This window comes from Clostridium sp. 1001271st1 H5, from assembly GCF_005845215.1.
Taxonomy (GTDB): domain Bacteria; phylum Bacillota; class Clostridia; order Lachnospirales; family Lachnospiraceae; genus Enterocloster.
This window is the reverse complement of sequence record NZ_SPHO01000012.1, coordinates 39,397-57,687: the sequence shown is the minus strand read 5'-3', so window position 1 is coordinate 57,687 and position 18,291 is coordinate 39,397. Positions and strand designations below refer to the sequence as shown.

Sequence of the window (18,291 nt, the reverse complement as noted above, 5' to 3'; positions counted from 1 at the left end):
TTACTTTCCCGCTTCTACAATCTGGTCAATGATATCCTTATAGGCACCGCCTTCATATGAATACCAGATTGGCTCGCAGGCGTCCTGGAACGCTTTTAATTCATCTGCTGTCAATTCAGTAATTGTGACATTCTGCTCCAATAATTTCTGCTTGGACTCTTCCTCAGCCTGTGCCCACAGTTCCTTCTGATACTCCCATGACTCCAGAGCCGTATCATCTATAATCTTCAGGTCTTCCGCACTCAGCTTTTCCCGTGACTTCTCACCCATGACCAGGATATCGGCCGACCTGGTATGATGGTCTTCCACAAAGTAAGGCGCCACTTCGTAGTGGGACTGGTCCAGATAGTTGACAATGGAATTTTCAGCCGCATCCACCACTCCGGTCTGGAGTGCGGAATATACCTCGGAATACGCGGTTGCCACTGACTGGCCTCCCAGAGCCTCCACCATGGACATCATGAGTTCTGACTGCTGCACTCTTACCAGCATTCCCTTCATGTCCTCAGGAGAGTGAATTTCCTTTTTGGTGTTATAGAAGCATCTGGTCCCTCCGTCATAGTAGGTAAGACCGTAAAGCTTCTTTTCCTTCATCTTATCCCCGCGCAGGATTCCCATACCGATATCCCCGCCATGCACCTTCCAGAAGTGCTCTGTATCTTTGTAAATATAAGGCATCATTAAAGCATTGTAATCATCCACGAAATTGGTCATGGTGGAGAGGTCGGCCTTTACAATATCCATGCCGCCGTACTGGAGCTGCTCCAGGCAGGAGATGGCATCTCCCAGCGTTCCGTTGTTATACACCTCAATGTTGACCCTTCCGTCCGTGCGCTCCCGTACCTGGTCCGCAAACCATTCCACTGCAATGGTGGTACAGTTACCGTCCGGCTGGTTATTGGAGAGCTTTAGGGTTACTGTGTCTGCGGACGGGGCTGCCTTGGTTTCTTCCTTCTTCTCTTCCTGTGCGGCTGTATCCGTTTCTTCCTTTGCCTCTGTCTTTGCCTCTGACTGCGCCTCTGAGCCGGAGGATGGGGTTACTGTGGTTGCCGCGTTTCCTCCTCCGCATGCTGTCAGTGTCATCACAAGACCCAGTGCCATCATAATGCTTCGTTTCTTCATTGTCTTCTTCTCCTTTTATTCCTGCGCGTGATGCGCATAATTAACATGTTATCTGGCGGAATACCCGCCGTCCACCGGAATCATGACTCCGGTTATATAATCCGATGCCCCTGAGGCAAGGAATACCGCCACGCCCTCAAAGTCATCCGGATTCCCCCAGCGCCCCGCCGGGATTCTCTGGTCCATGGGCTGGCGACGTTTTGAATCACTCCATATTGCCTTTGTCAGCTCTGTGGCTATGTAGCCCGGCGCGATGGCATTGACACAAATCCCATAAGGTGCAAACTCATTGGACAATGCCCTGGTCATACCCATGACGCCGTGTTTGGAACAGGTATAACCGCTGACCTCAACCCCTCCGAAGGTGGTAAAAAGGGAGGCGGTATTGATGATTTTTCCCTTTATGCCTTTATCCCGGAAATGGACGGCCGCCTTTTGGGACAGCCGGTACGGCGCTTTCAGGTTTACGGCAATCACCTTGTCAAACATCTCCTCCGGATATTCAAACGCATTCCTCCGAAACTGCATGCCTGCGTTATTACACAGGATATCCACCTGTCCGGCCTCCTCCAGAAGGCGCGCCCACACCTCATCCACATCTGCGGAATCCGACAAATCCACATGGTAACACCGGCACTGGCGCCCCAGATTTTCAACCATCTTTCCGGTATCTTCCAAATCCCCAATATCCAACGCAATAATATCTGCTCCTGCCCTGGCAAGGCCGGCTGCCAGTCCTTTGCCGATACCTGTTGCACAGCCTGTAATCACTGCTTTTTTCCCTGCCAGAGAAAACAATGAACTCATATAAAATATTAACCTCCCCTCCCATGAAAACGGTTTCTTGTGCTCTTATGTACATATTAACTCATGAAAACGGTTTCGTCAAGAGTGAATTGTATGTTTTTATTGAATTTATTTTAATATAATACCGGACATAAAAATGCCGCCGGCCATTTAACTGGCTGGCGGCAAAAAACATATCACTCTCAATTTTCCCCTATACACCTATATGGATTCCAGCTTCCGAATCTGGTCCACCTTAACCTGGGACGCGCACCCCGGCACAAACTCTGAATCCAGAAATATCTTTAAAAGCCTTTCAATCACTTTTGTCCCCTGGGTGAAAGCACCGAAACATGCAATATTGGCATCATTGCTCTTGCGCGCACGCTCTGCCGAATAGCAGTCTGTTATCAATGCTGCAATCACCCCCTTCACTTTATTTGCAGCCACAGACATTCCCAGTCCCGTACCGCAAATCAAGACGCCTCTGTCGCAGGCTCCGCTTACAACGGCCCTGCCAACTTTATATGCCGTATTGGCATATATGGGGTCCGAACTTCCCATATCCACAACTGCATATCCCCATTGTTCCAGCACAGCTGTTATATCACGCTTACATGCCTCTGCATTGGGGTCGCAGCCCACTGCAATACGATACAAACCTCACACCTCCCGCCGGTATGTACTATTTATTCATATCCGATGACATCATGGTATTTTGAAGCATAGTTTCATAGTCCAAAGGACCCCTTGCTATGATTCCCAGATAAAAGGTTTCAATGATAGCCAGCTCCGCCGCCCTTTTGGTCACACTGTCCCGGCCTATGGTCATATCCACAACCGAGGTAAAAAGATTGATGTCAGAACATTTTATCAGCGGCGCTTTTCCTGTCTGTGTAATGGAAATGGTGGTGGCGCCCTTTTCATGGGCCAGCTTGGTTGCCTTTACCACATTCATGGAACGCCCGCTGCTGGAAATGGCTATGACCACATCGTCCTGCGTCAGACGCATGGCTGTTTCATATTGAAAAATCACATCTGTATAAACATAGGTGGGAATACCTACACGGTTAAATTTAAAACTTGCCAGAAAGCAGATTGACTGCGAGTCACCGGTTGCAAAGAAATACACTGCCTTTGCATGAATGATTGCTTCCAGGGCGCGGTCATAATCATCTGAGAAAAAAGTACGGGTATTGCTCAAGGACCGGTTAATTCCCTCCACCACTTTATCAAAGATACTAACCAGGGTGTCGTTGGCAGTAACAGGCTTAGGACTCTTCACCTCTTCCACCTCTATCTCAGCTTTTGCAAAATCCTGCTTCAGCTGGACAAAGGAATTATAGCCCATTCTCTTGCAGAACCTGCATATGGTGGCCTCGCTGGCTTTTGATTCCTCAGAAAGCATTGCGATTGTCATATCAGAAACCTGCTCCAGATGGGACAGCATATACTTTGCCACAATTTTTTCTGCCCTTGGCAATGACGGAATCAAAAACTGCAGCTTTACTTTTATCTCATTCATTGTACCACACCATCCAACTTTATTTTTTAAGACAGCCCAGCCAGCTTATGCATGTCTTCTTTTATAGCATAATACAAATGCTTATAAATTTCAAAATAATCATTATAAAAAATAGTATTTTTCTTTGCCGGGCTTATCATCTCTCCCTGTATCCCCCATTTTTCCAGGTCTGTAAAACTGCTGCAGATTCCCGCTGAATAGGCGGCCAGGAAGGCGTCCCCATACGGGGCCTCCACCCCTTTTTCCATCCGTTCCATTGTCTTGCCCGTGATATCCGAGAGAATCCGGCTCCAAAGCAGGGATTCGCTTCCTCCTCCCACCAGCTTGCAGCACTGGTTTTCCCCTATATCGCCCTCAAAGCATTCTATGATATGGCGCATACCGTAACCCACTGATTCCAGTATTGCCCTGTATACATGGGCGCCGCTGTGCTTCAGGCTCAATCCCAGCATGGCCCCTCTTGCCTCCGAATCCCATATAGGGCATCGTTCCCCCATAAAGTAGGGCAGAAGCAGCAGTCCCTCGCAGCCAGGCGGAATCTTTTTTGCTGCCTTTTCCAATTGTTCAAAGGGAATCCGCTCCGATGCCCCTGCATCCCATATACCAGGCGCAAACTGTTCCGAAAACCACCTTGTGAGGGCGCCTGCCGTGGACATGCCCCCGTAGGTATACCGCACGCCCTGTTCCCCTGTCACGTAAGGCATTGTGATATACATTGGCTCCAGCGGCTTATTTTTATGGAGCACGCCCCAGTTCAGGCTGGTTGCCAGCACAGCCACGCTTTGACCCGGACCAGTCACACCGGCTGCCAGGGTGGAAGAAAGACAGTCAACGCATCCGGCGCAGACCGGTATTCCCGAAATTAATCCCAACTCCTCTGCCGCTGCTTTTGAAAGGGTTCCCGCTGTCTCATAGGGCTGCAAAAGCGTTTGGGGCATTTTACACAGAGGGATATCAAGCATCATGCCCATCTCCTCCGACCATGCGCCGCGCTCCATATCGTATAATCCGCCCAGGTTTCCGGCAGCTGTTACATCCATGACTATCTGTCCTGTCAATTTATACACCACATACTGGTTTGGAGGCAGAAAAAGCTCTGTCTGTTTCCAGGATTCCGGCTCATTCTCCTTCATCCACAGAAGCTTGGTATAGCCGAAATAGGAATCCACGCCATTCTCAGTGACCTCAAACAGCCTGGACACATCTATTTCCCGGTTCAGTCTCTTACAGACCTCCGTGCTCCTGCGGTCCATCCATATGATGCAAGGACGGACCGCCTCCATATGTCTGTCCAGCGGCACCCCGCTTCCCCCATACAGGCCGCTTATGCAGACCGCCGCCACCTGTGCAGGCTCTATCTTCCCTTTCTCCACAGCGTTATGTATAGAACGCTTCACAGCATCCAGCCAGACGTCCGGATACTGCTCTGCCCAGGAAGGATTGGGCTCCAATACCCCGTATTGCTGCACATCCGAGGAGATAATCCTTCCATCCTGAGCCGTTATCACTGTTTTTGTGCTGGAGGTACCAATATCAGTACCAATTAAGAACATAGCCAACCTCCTGTTCTCCGTCATACAGACGTCATTACTGCTTCAATTTCCCCACGGACCGGAGCTATATCCATCAGCCCCTTTCTCTGCACGCATATGGAGCCGGCCGCACACCCGAACCGCAGGGCGGTTTTCCATTCCATTCCCTCAATCAGCGCTGCAATCAATGCTCCGCCAAAGGTATCGCCTGCGCCTGTGGGGTCTGTCTCCTCCGCTGCAAAACCAGGTTCATAGACACATTCTGTACCATCAAAGCCATAGGCCCCATCCCTGCCCGCCTTCAGGGCCACCTGTTTTCCTTTGCGGGCCGCCGCCGCACAGGCCTCCAAGTCGTCTTTTCCCGCCTCAAACAGAACAGCCTCCCCCATACTGGGAAGAAACAGATTGCATCTGTCATAGACTTTTCTGCAGCGTTTCCGGAACAGTGCTGCGTCAATCATCTCATTCCGGTAATTGGGGTCGAAGCTCACCAATACATCTTCACTGATTTCTTCCATAACCATGTCGTGGAGACGCGCAATGGATTCACTGACTGAAAGAGCAAAACCTGATACATGTATCCATTTCACCTGCTTTAATAAATCCTTATCAAAATCAGCCGGCCCCAGCTGTGCTGCCGCTGACTCAGACAGGTTAAACACAAAACTCCTGCTGCCGTCGCTGAACTTTGCCAGCAGGGACATTGCCGTTGTATATCCATGAACCCTGCGGATATGGGAATAGTCAACCCCGCTCTTTTCCATCTGCCTGAAAAAACAGTTTGACAGCGGGTCATTTCCCACCACGCCCACATAGCATCCCCTGTGGCCCAGGACAACACACTGGTTCAGGCAGATGCCAGGGTCCCCTGCCGGATACGGCCCTTCAAATTCCCCTACCTGCTCAAAAGGACAATCCAGCTCCTTTCTCATTATCTCCACCATAGGGATTCCAAAAGTCACTATATCGTACTTCATATCCATCCTCCACAGCCTAAACGCCCAATGCCTTTTTAGCCGCCGCAGCAAAATCCTGTGCCGTAAGGCGGTATTCCTTCAGCATTTCTTCATACGGGGACACCGTGTGGGGATATTCATCCGGCAGCCCCAGCTTTACCAGTCTGCATCCATATCCCCGGGCCGCCAGAATATTAGCCACCACGCTGCCCAGGCCATTGACCACGCTGTGCTCCTCCACTGTCACAATCACCCTGGATTCCTTAGCCATATCCGTAACCACCTTCTCATCCACAGGCTTAATACAGAACATATCCGCCGCCCCTGCCGAGATTCCCTCCTGTTCCAGTATATCCCGCGCTTTCAGAACCTCTGACAGCAGAGGACCCGACACAATGAAATTTACATCCGAGCCGCGCCCGTGGACCACTGCGCTTCCCGTCTCAAACGGCTCCCTGTCCTCATAAACCCCGTCAGGGACTCCGCCATTCATTCTGAGATAAACCGGTCCGCTCATTTCAATGGCCCTTTCCAGCAGGCTGATCATCGCCACATTGTCCGCCGGGCAGAACACGGTCATGCCTGGCAGCGATGACATGACCGCCACATCCTCCCAGCCAAAATGGGTCACTCCCTGGGTGCCCATACCCACTCCGCCTTCACTGCCCACAATGACCACATCCAGTTCACTGTAAGCCACATCCAGGCGCACCTGCTCAAAACACCGTTCCGAGGCAAAGGGGGCAAAGGCAAATGTCACAGGCTTTTTCCCGCCTCTGGCCAGACCGGCTGCCACTCCGGTCATGTTCTGCTCTGCAATTCCGCAGTCCACAAACTGGTCCGGGCACCGGTCGAATCCGTCGCACCTGCACGCCCTTCCCGAATCTGCAACAACCAGAACAACGTCCTCATTTTTTTCCGCCAGTTCCTTGATGGCCTTTCCGAACATAGGCCTGAACTTGATGTTCCAATTATCAATCTCAGATAAATTTACCCTATTCATGTGATTCCTCCTAAGCCAGTTCCTGTAATGCCAGTTCCAAATCCTCTTTTCCCACCTTGGCATGGTGCCAGTCGTTGTTGCTGCAGGATTTGGTAAATCCTGCCCCTTTGATGGTTCTGGCCACAATACAGGTAGGTTTATCCCTGCATAACCGTTCCTTGGACATTGCCTCCTTAAGCTGCGCCACATCATTGCCGTCAACCTCAGTTACATTCCATCCAAAGGCTTCCCACTTATCCTTAACAGGCTCCAGGTTCATCAGTTCCCTTGTGGTCCCTCCATACTGGAACCCGTTTACATCAATAATTGCCGTCAGGTTTCCCAACCTGTATTTTGCCGCGAACATAACGGCCTCCCAGATACTTCCTTCCTCCATTTCCCCATCGCCTATCAGGGTATAGACATCATAGCTGTTCCCCCTGGTTTTGGCCGCCAATGCCATTCCGCATGCAACCGAAAGCCCATGGCCCAGGGAACCCGACGGGTGCTCCACGCCGCCCAGGTTTTTTCCGCTGGGATGACCCGCCAGCTTTGTCCTGGTCTGGTTAAATGTATTCCCTTCCTCCCGGGATATCATCCCCGTAAGTATGAGCGGCACATAGAGCCCCAGCACGCCGTGCCCCTTGCTCAGCAGAAACCGGTCCCTGTCCTCCCAGTCCGGTTCATCCGCCCGGTACTTCATCACGTCAAAATACAATACCGTCATAATATCCATGATAGACAAAGCCGGTCCCACATGGGCGCCCTCTGTTCCTGCTATATATGACATTTCCATGCAGAGCCTGCGCATCTCCCTTGCTTTTTCCTTTAATTCTTCCACTCTCAATCCATTCCCCTGCCTTTCTATCTGCTGCGCAGTCTCTTTTTCAAAGAGTTGTTCTTTCTCATGTAATCCAATAAGACTGCCGCCAGTATAACGATTCCCTTTGCCACGTACTGCCAGAAGGAGGCCACGTTCAGCATATTCAGCCCGTTATTTAAGACACCAATGATAATGGCCCCAATCAACGTCCCTCCAATGGTTCCCACACCGCCTGCAAAACTGGCGCCGCCCAGCACCACGGCTGCAATCGCATCGCATTCATAGCCTTCGCCCGTGGCCGGTACGCCCGCCGACAGCCTGGCCCCCAGCACGATACCGGCCAGGCCCGCCAGGACTGCCGATAATATGTACACCATGATTTCCACCCTGGACACCCTGATTCCTGCAAATTTAGCCGCCATCCGGTTGCCTCCAAGGGCATATATTCTCCGTCCGAATTTTGTCTTGTTCAGCAGAATATAGCATATGACCATGACTATCAGCATGTAGAAAACAGGATATGCAATGGGGCCCAGATAGGAGGTCCCAATCCTGCAGAACTGTTCGTTGGTCACCCTGATGGGGCAGCCATTTCCCAGAAGCATGGCAGCCCCGCGTATGATGGTCTGCGTGGACAGCGTCACCACAAAAGGAGCAATGTTGGTGGCAGTAACAATGGTTCCGTTAAAGGCACCAATCAATATGCACAGGACCATGGCGGCCAGAACAGCCGTTGCTGCGGACCAGCCCCAGTTAGCCATGGAGTAGGCTACAAACACTCCCGAAAACGCAACCACCGGCCCCACGCTCAAATCAATTCCGCCAATCAGGATTACAAAGGTCATTCCAAAGGCAAGAAACGCATTGGTTGATATCTGTCTTAAAATATTTAAAAGGTTGGAACCTGTCAGGAAATTATCCGACATAGTGGAAGTAATGGCCATAATAACCGCCAACCCCACAATAATGCCTATATTCCTCCTCAGATAATCCTTTACCGGAATAAATAACGCATTTGTCCCTACATCCCCACTAGCCTTCTGATTCATTACGCATTTCCTCCTCCCAGGCAATAATTCATGATATTTTCTTGTGCAAACTCAGCCCTGTCATTCAGGACACCGGCTATCCTGCGGTTCTTCATGACAATAATCCGGTCGCTGGTATTAATGACCTCCGGCAGCTCTGACGATATCAGCATAATGGCGACCCCCTGTTTTGCCAGTTCGTCAATAATGGAATAAATCTCTGTCTTAGCACCGATATCAATCCCCTTTGTGGGTTCGTCAAGAATCAGTATCTTAGGATTTGTGGCCAGCCATCTGGCGATGATGGCCTTTTGCTGGTTGCCTCCGCTCAGGTTACCGATGTGCTGCTGGGGCGATGATGCCTTGACCCTTAACGCATCCATGTACTGCCCTATGATTCCCTTTTCTCTCTTCCTGTTCACCCTGATGAGCCTGATAAATGCATCCAGCACTGCAAGGGATATGTTATACCCCACCCCCATCTGCGGAATGATTCCCTGCTCCTTGCGGTTTTCCGGCACCATGGCGATTCCCATGCCGATTGCCTGAGCCGGATTCCTTATTTCCAGCCTTTTTCCCTCAAATATGATTTCTCCCTTTTCAGGCTGCAGCAAACCGAATAAGGCCGACGCCATCTCTGTCCTGCCCGCCCCTATCAGGCCGGTGACCCCCAAAACCTCCCCTTTCTTCAGTTCGAAGCTCACATCATCTATATAGCCTTCTTTATAAAGATTCTTTACGGTAAGTATCACTTCGTTTCCGGGCGTATGGGTTAATGTATAATAGTTTTTTATCTCCCTGCCCACCATGTCAAAAACCATCTGGTCCCTGGTAACTTCATGGATATCCTTTGTAACAATGGATTGGCCGTCACGGAACACCGTTATTCTGTCGCATATTTCCACCACTTCCTCCAGCTTATGGGATACAAACAAGGTGGAGATTCCCTTTACTTTCAGGTTATGGATTATCCTGTACAGTATTTTTACTTCTTTATCGCTTAAGGACGAGGTGGGCTCATCCATTATAATCAACTTTGAATTGCGGGAAAATGCTTTCGCAATCTCCACCATCTGCTGCACTGCTATATCCAGTTTATACACTTCCTCATCCAGAGGAAGGTCCAAATCCAGCATGGAGATAATCTCCCCTGCCTTCTCCCTGGTCTTTGCCGCGGAATAAGCCTCCCCTTTTCCAACCTCAAATCCCAGCATGATATTCTCGTAAACCTTCATATGGGGAACAAGGCAAAGCTCCTGATAAATGACGCTGATTCCTCTCTGCAGCGCCTGGCTGATGCTTTCATTTCTGTACTCCTGGCCCATGAAGGAAATGGTTCCCTCATCCGGCGCATATACCCCTGCCAGAACCTTTATAATGGTACTTTTCCCGGCCCCATTCTCTCCGATGAGCCCGTGTACTTCCCCCTGCCTTATAGTCAGATTCACACAGTCCAATGCTTTCACACCAGGGAAGGTTTTTGTAATTCCTGTTGCCTCTAACAATATATCTGACATATGACACCCCTTTCTCAGACAGAAAGGGCGCCCAAACAAACTCCCTTCATAAATTTGTTCAGACGCCCTCAAATCTTAGCTAAAATAACGGATGATTACTCCTAGAAGCCTTCGTATCCCTCCACATTATCGTTTGTCAGGAAATTAATTTCCAACAGGTTCTCATACTCAAATGGTTCACCCTTAGAATTCTTAATAAGAAGCTCAACTGCTCCCTGGCCCATCTTATAGGGCTGCTGCGCCGCCTCTCCTGTAAGCTTTCCGGCCTTGATTAAATCTGCATTTGTCTGCTGTCCGTCTACCGCATATACCTGGACGCCCCCAAGCCTGTTTGCCGCTTCCAGAGAAGAGATGGCGCCCTGGGATGAACCGTCGTTGATACAGAACGCAACATCAAATTCCGGATATGCCTGAATCATGTTGTCCATAACGGTCATGCCCTTATCCATAAGTCCGGAGCAGGGCTGTTCGGCAATGATTTCATATCCCTCATGCCCTTCAATGGCATCCTTGAATCCCTGATACCGGTCAATGGTGCACTTGATTTCCGGATGGGTCAGAGCCACGATTTTGGCGCTGTCTAATGTCTTTAACACATTTTCACCGCACGCATAGCCTGCAGCGTAATTATCAGATGCAATATATGCAATGGTCAAATCCTTCTTCGCGCACTCAGCATCCACGGACACAACAGGAACCCCTGCCTTATCCGCTGCCTCCAGGGCCGGCGTGATACCTTCAAAATCAACCGGCATCACGATTAATCCGTCAATGTCCTGCTGAAGCAGGTCGTCCACCTGGGATATCTGCTTCTCAATGTCATTGTCAGCATAATAGGCAATCAGTTCGATTCCGTTGGCATCGCATTCAGCCTTCATGCCGTCGTAGAGCGGAACCATGAATGGGTCCGTCTTCATAAATGCTACCCCTACTTTTTTGAGCTCGCCTGATGCTGCCTGGGTTTCCGCCTGGGTCTCAGGCTCCTTCTTTTCCTCCGCAGTTGTCTCAGCTGCCTTTGGAGCTTCCGTGGCAGCAGGTGTCTCGGTCTTTCCGGAACCACAGGCAGTAACTGAAAGTACCATTGTTGTAACCAGCATCATTGATAAAATTTTCCTCATATTCTCCCTCTCCTTTTGTTTGGTTATTTTAGCTAAGTTTTCTGTTTTTTTGATGTCTTTATTATATAACTTAACATGCCAGTATGTCAATATTATTTTTAAAAAATAAAGTTTTTTATTGTATTTTTTACTTATTTTGGGATTTATTATCCATTTTACTGGATTTATAGCATTTTATAATTTCATTTTTTATTTTTAAAAAAGAAATATGAAATTTTCGCCTTTTCCCCCTCCCCCAACGGCTGCGGACGCCTGTCCGCCGGCGCTCTCTTTTCAATAATCCCCCTTCTGTCTCCCAGATTCTGTAATTTCATCAAGAATTTCATTTATTGAATACTATTCTGAAGTATTCTGCGTAAAAAAAACGGAATTCCATGGAATCCCGCTGAATGTAATCTGTGCTGTGAATCTGATTTATGATATTCTTCCCTGTTCAATCCTTCTCCCGCTTCGCCGCCAGCAGCCGGTCCAGATAAACAGACTTAAACTGCCTGCTGGCCATGGCCTGCTTAAGGGGCGGCAGTTCCAGGATAGCACTGAACAGGGCGGCCATGGCCCTGTGGTTGGAAAACGCCTGATTGTCAAACACCAGGTTTGCCAGGGTTCCCTTCTCAATGGCCTGAAGCACAAACCGGTGGGTGCTGTTCACCGGCGTAATAATCTGCTCTGGCCTGCGCTCCATCCGGACAGCCTTGAAGCTGCAGTTCCTGGCGCACACGCCGCAGCCCAGACAAATGTCCTTATCCACCACAGCCCTTTTTCTTCCGTTTCCGTCATCTTCCATGGAAATGGCCAATACCGGACAAACCTTGGCGCACTTTCCGCAGCCAGCACACTGGTCCCCGGTAATATCAGGAATATAATTGGTGGTGGCCACGGGCTGCATGGGGCTGAAATGCCTGGCAGCCTGAAGCGCCTCACAGCAGCACCCGCAGCAATTGCAGATAAAAGCCGGGTGCTCCCGCACATTTTCCCCTATCTGTACCAGATTGCTGGCGTAGGAGCGTTCCAGGGCATCCAATGCTTCCTCCTTTGAGATGAGCCTGCAGTAATCCCCGTGCCGGGCCAGGGAACGGGCCACATTGTCAAAGGTCAGGCATACATCCCAGGGCGCGTTAATCTGGCAGGGATGGCCTGCGTGGGACATCTTATGGCGGCAGTAGCAGAGTCCCAGGCCAATGTATTCTGCCTCCTCCACAATGTGGGTGGCGCGCTCGTAATCCAGGATGTGGTTCATCTTATCATTGGTCAGGACCGGTTCCTGGACGAACACGCGGCCCAGCTTTGTCTCGGTGGCGTAGAACAGGTCCTTGATAAAATCCTCCTCCACATTCATGTACTGGTAATACAATTCGCTGAGATATTTCTGGTCAATATCTCCCCTTGTCCGCATCAGGGCAAATTCAATGAATCCTGCCATTGGCGGAGGCATCACGAATTTCCGCACTCCCTTGTCCCAGGAGTCCACCAGCAATGCCTTGCCGCACAGGTGGTCCAACAGCTTTTCCGCCTTGTACTCCGAAGTCCCCCATATCTTTGCCGCCTTTTTAATGGTAAACGGACGGACCGGCAGCAAAGCCACCCATTTGGCCTCCTTTTCAGAATAGAGGACCTGCAGTATCTTGTACAGCGTCTCAGAGGCCGGGGCCCCCTGGGTAAACCAGTTGATGCGTTCTCCCAGATTCCGGTATGCGTCGCGGGTTGTAAGATGTCCCATTGTCTTTACCTCCTCCTTGGATTTTCCTTGATTGTTCCCATTTTTTTCCCTGTCATACCGGAATGCGCCTGAACATATACGCTGTCAGCTGCGCCAGGTTCCGGCAGGGCATGGAACAACCCCTTCTCCGTCTACTTTAACACTGCAAAAAATAATATTCAACTGAAAGTACATCACATGCTTCCTTTCCACAAAATCCCATTTTGATTTTCTGTCTTATACTTCTTATCCGCCCAATCGAACATGTGTTCGAATTTTTCTTGACAAAATCCCCCCTCAGTGATATCTTTAAACTACATCACAGATTCCCTTTTCCACATGAGAGGTGGAAAAATATGCTATATTACATACGTATTGATAACCGGAATATCTATGTCTCAAAAGAAATTTATAAATTATACTGCAAAGGCCAGCGGAAGGAGCGGTATTTCCGGGAGTCGGATATCCATAATAGGACATTTTCTTATAATGCATTGGACACAGAGGATTTAAACGGCTGCGACCTGTTTCAGGACACCCGCTCCAAATCTGTGGAGGAGCAGGCTGAGGAGGCATTGGAGCGCTCCCTGCTCCTTAAGGCCATGAAGGGTCTGGACCCCAGAGAGAGGGATATGATACGCCGTATTTACTGTTACGACCAGTCCCTGCGCCAGATTTCCAGGGAAACCGGAGTTCCTGTAACCACGCTTCATTACCGCCACGGAAAGATTCTCAGGAAGCTGAGAAGCCTCATGGAGCAGCGGCAAGAAGAATGAGAAGGACGGGTGCTGCACAGATTCACACCGTTATTTGGGCCGGACGGCCTTTTCTATTCGGTTTTAATCGAACATATGTTCTGTATAACGGATGAATCTTGTAACCACCCATGATTACTTATACTGGAACAAAGGAGGAATCTGGTTTGAATATTGTTATATCAACAGAACATAGTCAGCTTTTCAGTCAACTCTATGCAGCCGCAGACTCAGCCATTTCCACCAGGCGTCTGAGGGGCATGGAGCTGTATGCCTTCAGGAGCCTGACACCGGACGAACTCATCAAGGAAGCTGCCGGCTCTCCCACAGAGCTGTGGCTCATGTTCTTTGACAGCGACAGCCGTCCCGACTGGCCCGATGTCCTGGACAGGCTCACGTCCTGCAGCAGCCGGATAATGGTCTGCATGGTGAGCAGTGATTACCGCACCGCGGCCCGTCTGGTCAACAGCCACTCCGTCCGCGGCATCGCAGGCTACATCCATCCTGCCCATGATAATTTAGAACGCTCCTGCCTGAATATCCTGACCTACCTGAACCGCCGCGTGAATTCCACGGACGGATTTCTGCTTGTACACGGAAACCGGCAGGAAGCCCGTGTCCCCTTTTCCGGAATCTATTATATAGAAACCGTAAAAGGGACCCACATGTGCAATGTACACTGCTCTGACGGGGTATATACCTTCCGCTCCGGTATCAAAGAATTGTCAGAAAAGCTGGCTCCGCCCTTCCGTCAGGTACGGGCGTCCACCATAGCAAATCTGTCCAATGTCCGGTCCTTTGAACCTGACCAGGGGATTCTCTCCTTTACAGGCGGTATCTCCTGCTGCTGTTCCCGCAGCTACAGGCGCGGTTTGTCTGATTATTTCCGCAGGTATCCGCACCGCGCGGGCCGGGACGCAAGCAATGGATAGGCACGGGGCAGGATTCATCCGCCAGGATGCATTGGCCGGGACGCAGCGGAAAGGGCAGAGAATCATGCCTCTGCCCTTTCTTTCCGTATCAATATCCATTAGCGGTTATTTTTGCCCTATAATCAGAATTGCTGTCCCCTATCAGGATAAGAATAACTGCCGTTCCTGCATCCGCCGCCTGGTAAGTCCTTCCAACACCTTTCCGGCTGCTTTGTTCCATTTGGGAAATTCATCGGCCGCCCCCTTTACATCCCCTGCATTCAGACATTTTAAAAGCGTACTGTTCCTGAGCGCGCCTGCCCCCAGATTATATGCAAAGCTTACCAGGGCATCAAACTGGTTTTGGGTTACGCTGCATCCCAGCACGTTGTTTACCGCCTGTTCGAATTTTCTTAAGTCCTCCCTCAGATATGCCTCTGCCTGTGCCTGGGTAATCCTCATCCCCATGGTCACTCCGGCCGTATGTCCGTACCCGATGGTTGGCACACCGGCTGCGCAGCGGTATGCCTCCAGACGGCATCCTTCAAACTGTTTAATCAGGCAGATACCTGCATCCGATATTTTTAGTTCTCCCCGGGCCTGTTCTGCTTTATGGTCTGCTGGTGCCGGAATGACGGGAAGCTCCGGTGATTCCTCCTCCGGAAAATGCAGTACGCCGTTTTTATCCACCTGAACGATAAAGCTGGTCCCCAGCTTTGCCATCCGGCCGTCTTTGTTAAAATAATAGGGCTTCCCTTTAATGAATTGGAGCCCCTTAACCATCGCAAAGTCCGGGCCGAAATAATACCAGTCGTCTTTATAAAGGTACCAGTTATCCCTCACAGCATGACCTGAACCATCAAACCAGAACCACTGCCCGCGGTCCTGATACCAGTCATTGACCACATACCGTTCCGGCTCCAGATAGAAACGGACCCCGCCGTCTTCCTTTACCCAACCCGTGGGGTGGGGTAAAGGAGCTGCTGGTTCACATACCTGCTCTGTATAATCAATGTCCTTGAGTTTCAGAACATTGGCCCAGGGCGTATCCCGGACCCGTGTCTCCACTGTACCGTAATTGATACCCTTAGCCTCAATGCATTTTCCATTTCCAATGTAAACCCCGATATGTCCAGGTTTCCAGAGGGCCCAGCCTGTCATTGATTCATTTAATGCGCCTATGGGCTGCACCTCCCGGGCAGTCTCCTTATAATTGGCGCTTCCCCTCAGGATACCGGTGCACCAGGTAATCAGGCCGGAACAATCCGTACAGTGCTTACCCATGAAACACCGCGCCTTGGCTATGTACTGGGGTGTATAGACCTTGGGATTTTCCGCTGCCAGCTGCAGCAGCAGCGCCTCCGTCAGAACCTGTCCCTTCATACCGAACACATACGGCGTGCCCAGCTTCCCCCTGCAGAATTCAATCAATTCCCTGCTCGTCTTACTCATGATTCATTCTCTCCTTTCACTGTTCATGAACCGGCATCCTCTGCCTCCATGCCGATAAAATCCGTATAATAAATATGCTGCCGTACATCCGTCAGCATAAAACCATAGAGATATCCATCCCCGGATATTGGTACTGTCTCCAGCAGCATGTCATCCGGTTCCTCTATATAAAATTCCGTTCCCATGTAATAGCTGTCTGTGTAGTACCGGCTGTCCGGAAGGCAGCCCGGAACATCGCTGGCAGCGCTGGCGGAATCTTCCGGTTCAGCCGCTGCTTCTCCTGCCTCCTCTGCATCTTCCATACATTCAACCGGATACAGCGGTATCATCCGGTCCCCCTCCTTCAGCTCATAAATCTGTTTTGCGGCCTCAGAGGACAGGCCCGCCGGCGTCGCGGAAAGAATCTGCCCGTCCTCATGCTCCTCGTCAAACCCAATCCGCAAGGTACACAGCTCCCCGTTATAGAGCACCGGAGCCATATATTCCGTGTATGCCTCCAGATTCATGGTTTCAATAAGGCAGAGCACCTGTCCCTTCATTCCCATATAGCTGTCCTCCGGCACTGCACGCAGCGTCCCGTCCACTCCAATGGCCACATCACTGTCCGTGCAGAGAAGATAATAACTCCCCTGGTCCCCCACGGGGCAGAACACAGCCAGGTATGCTCCTGTCACGGAAGAAATATCCTCCGGGGATATACTGATTTCCACAGCGCCGTCCTTATGTGCACGTATGTCTCCCCAATCCACACCGCTTTCCCTGGCCAGATACGCTGCATATCCGTCCGTCAGCTGCCTGTAGGCACTGCAGAATCCTGCGGCGTCATACGTTTCAAGGTCCTCCTGCAGATATGGATTGGAACCGCTGGGCAGGTATATGGTCAGGCCGCTTGGATTCACAGGATAGCCTGCGGCCGACTGTTCTGCCACCAGCATCCCCATCCGCTCCTTTAATGTCTGTAATGCCTGTTCGTCCGGATATACCTTCTGACAGGCATCCAGAAAGTCCATCACATCCACCAGCTCCGAAGCGCTTCCCGCCTGTCTGCTGCCAAATGCCAGCATCTTCAACCTGTCCCTTCCCAGTTCACCGTACAGCTCTTCCCGGCATTCCGCCGGTATTCGGTCCACATATTGGTGAAAAATCTCATGAAATGCCCGGTATTCCTTCATATCCATAAGAGTCATGGCAACAGGCGCAGTGCCTGAGGCATAGCAGGCATCATAAGCCCTCACCATGGACCGGCCTGCCACCTCCCCCCACTCACTGTCAGGCGGCAGGCTGTCTCCCAATGCCGTCATCCAGCTGTAATCATAACCATCCTGAGGTTCCAGCTCCGGCGATGCAATGACATAGTCAGCCTTTCCTTCCAGACAGCCAGCAATCTCCACGCTGCCCATAAGGCAGGCGTCAAAGGCCACAAAATCAAAGGCGCTGTCCGCCATAACAGAGTGGTCCGCAGCCTCCCGTATCTCCTCCAGTGAAAGCCCATCTCCGCCAAAATGGCTGTCGCTCCCATATCCTCCCACCGGGCCGCCTCCGTGATTCCACAGAATCAGCCCGTAATGGCTGGCCGGATAAGATTGGACACCATAGTTGATAAAGTCCGTCAGGGTATCTGCCTCCCCCATGTTCCTGATTTCCATGGGTTCCATGGCGGAAACCCCGTCCTCTGTCAGGACAAACCTGGCATAGGACACGCCATCCATTTCTTCCAGTTCCCACCGGGTGGAACCGCCTGCTTCCACCACCACATGGAGGGAGGGAGCCCTCCCCTCCTGCCCCATTTTTACCAACGCCGCCATCATTTCCTGAAGGTCCGCAGTGGCGGCGCCATAATCTCCTTCCAGGTCGCTGCCGTTCATATATACCATGATTGTACTGTCTGCGGCCTCTGTGGCAGCATCATACTCCATCACCTGAATACCCTGACGCTCAGAACCGCTTACCGTATAGAGGGCCGCCCCTGCCAGCAGGGCGCTTAGGGTTGCCGCAATCCGCGGCGCAGTGACCCTCTTTTTTCTTTCTTCCATCTGCCATTCTCCTTTTCGTTATTACACACTCTCTTTACTGCTTTGCCCCGTGATG

Annotated in this window: 16 protein-coding genes; 2 read left to right on the top strand and 14 right to left on the bottom strand. The window is 50.8% G+C overall.

Annotated elements, in window-relative coordinates; translation table 11 throughout:
• From FGS84_RS18195 to FGS84_RS18140, 12 genes are all read right to left on the bottom strand, one after another.
• Positions 1-1,122, bottom strand: coding sequence for a TRAP transporter substrate-binding protein (locus FGS84_RS18195; protein WP_138309868.1), 1,122 nt, complete (start codon positions 1,120-1,122; stop codon positions 1-3).
• Between the two features lie 48 nt (positions 1,123-1,170).
• A complete protein-coding gene (locus FGS84_RS18190; protein WP_138309867.1) occupies positions 1,171-1,929 on the bottom strand; it encodes an SDR family oxidoreductase in 759 nt (252 codons plus the stop codon).
• A gap of 201 nt (positions 1,930-2,130) precedes the next feature.
• Positions 2,131-2,568 carry an RpiB/LacA/LacB family sugar-phosphate isomerase gene (locus FGS84_RS18185; protein WP_138309866.1) on the bottom strand — a complete coding sequence of 146 codons (438 nt, stop codon included), beginning with the start codon at positions 2,566-2,568 and terminating at the stop codon, positions 2,131-2,133.
• 25 nt (positions 2,569-2,593) lie between these two features.
• Entirely contained in the window at positions 2,594-3,433 is an 840-nt protein-coding gene (locus FGS84_RS18180; RefSeq protein ID WP_138309865.1) for a MurR/RpiR family transcriptional regulator, read from the bottom strand.
• Positions 3,434-3,459: 26 nt separating this feature from the next.
• Positions 3,460-4,986: an FGGY-family carbohydrate kinase gene (locus FGS84_RS18175; RefSeq protein ID WP_171042670.1), complete on the bottom strand. Its 1,527-nt coding sequence runs from the start codon at positions 4,984-4,986 to the stop codon at positions 3,460-3,462.
• Between the two features lie 20 nt (positions 4,987-5,006).
• Positions 5,007-5,942: a sugar kinase gene (locus tag FGS84_RS18170; protein ID WP_171042669.1), complete on the bottom strand. Its 936-nt coding sequence runs from the start codon at positions 5,940-5,942 to the stop codon at positions 5,007-5,009.
• Between the two features lie 16 nt (positions 5,943-5,958).
• Positions 5,959-6,924 (bottom strand): transketolase C-terminal domain-containing protein, encoded by a 966-nt coding sequence (locus FGS84_RS18165; RefSeq protein ID WP_171042668.1) that lies wholly within the window; start codon positions 6,922-6,924, stop codon positions 5,959-5,961.
• Between the two features lie 10 nt (positions 6,925-6,934).
• Positions 6,935-7,744, bottom strand: a complete 810-nt coding sequence (locus tag FGS84_RS18160; protein WP_138309861.1) for a transketolase — start codon at positions 7,742-7,744, stop codon at positions 6,935-6,937.
• A 23-nt stretch (positions 7,745-7,767) separates the two neighbouring features.
• A complete protein-coding gene (rbsC, locus tag FGS84_RS18155; protein ID WP_138309860.1) occupies positions 7,768-8,775 on the bottom strand; it encodes a ribose ABC transporter permease in 1,008 nt (335 codons plus the stop codon).
• Positions 8,775-10,271 (bottom strand): sugar ABC transporter ATP-binding protein, encoded by a 1,497-nt coding sequence (locus FGS84_RS18150; protein ID WP_138309859.1) that lies wholly within the window; start codon positions 10,269-10,271, stop codon positions 8,775-8,777. The genes rbsC and FGS84_RS18150 overlap by 1 nt, the downstream gene beginning before the upstream one ends.
• A 101-nt stretch (positions 10,272-10,372) precedes the next feature.
• Positions 10,373-11,389 carry a substrate-binding domain-containing protein gene (locus FGS84_RS18145; RefSeq protein ID WP_138309858.1) on the bottom strand — a complete coding sequence of 339 codons (1,017 nt, stop codon included), beginning with the start codon at positions 11,387-11,389 and terminating at the stop codon, positions 10,373-10,375.
• A gap of 433 nt (positions 11,390-11,822) precedes the next feature.
• Positions 11,823-13,106: a 4Fe-4S dicluster domain-containing protein gene (locus FGS84_RS18140; RefSeq protein WP_138309857.1), complete on the bottom strand. Its 1,284-nt coding sequence runs from the start codon at positions 13,104-13,106 to the stop codon at positions 11,823-11,825.
• A gap of 335 nt (positions 13,107-13,441) precedes the next feature.
• On the opposite strand from FGS84_RS18140, the gene FGS84_RS18135 reads away from it, so the two are divergent.
• Both FGS84_RS18135 and FGS84_RS18130 read left to right on the top strand, forming a co-directional pair.
• Positions 13,442-13,861, top strand: coding sequence for a sigma-70 family RNA polymerase sigma factor (locus FGS84_RS18135; protein ID WP_138309856.1), 420 nt, complete (start codon positions 13,442-13,444; stop codon positions 13,859-13,861).
• Positions 13,862-14,007: 146 nt separating this feature from the next.
• The gene (locus tag FGS84_RS18130; RefSeq protein ID WP_138309855.1) at positions 14,008-14,772 is read left to right on the top strand and encodes a LytTR family DNA-binding domain-containing protein; all 765 of its coding nucleotides are present in this window, start codon (positions 14,008-14,010) and stop codon (positions 14,770-14,772) included.
• Positions 14,773-14,913: 141 nt separating this feature from the next.
• Here FGS84_RS18130 and FGS84_RS18125 read toward each other — a convergent pair whose 3' ends face one another.
• Entirely contained in the window at positions 14,914-16,203 is a 1,290-nt protein-coding gene (locus tag FGS84_RS18125) for a glycoside hydrolase family protein (RefSeq protein ID WP_138309854.1), read from the bottom strand.
• A 23-nt stretch (positions 16,204-16,226) separates the two neighbouring features.
• Positions 16,227-18,236: a clostripain-related cysteine peptidase gene (locus tag FGS84_RS18120; protein ID WP_138309853.1), complete on the bottom strand. Its 2,010-nt coding sequence runs from the start codon at positions 18,234-18,236 to the stop codon at positions 16,227-16,229.
• Positions 18,237-18,291: the final 55 nt, after the last annotated feature.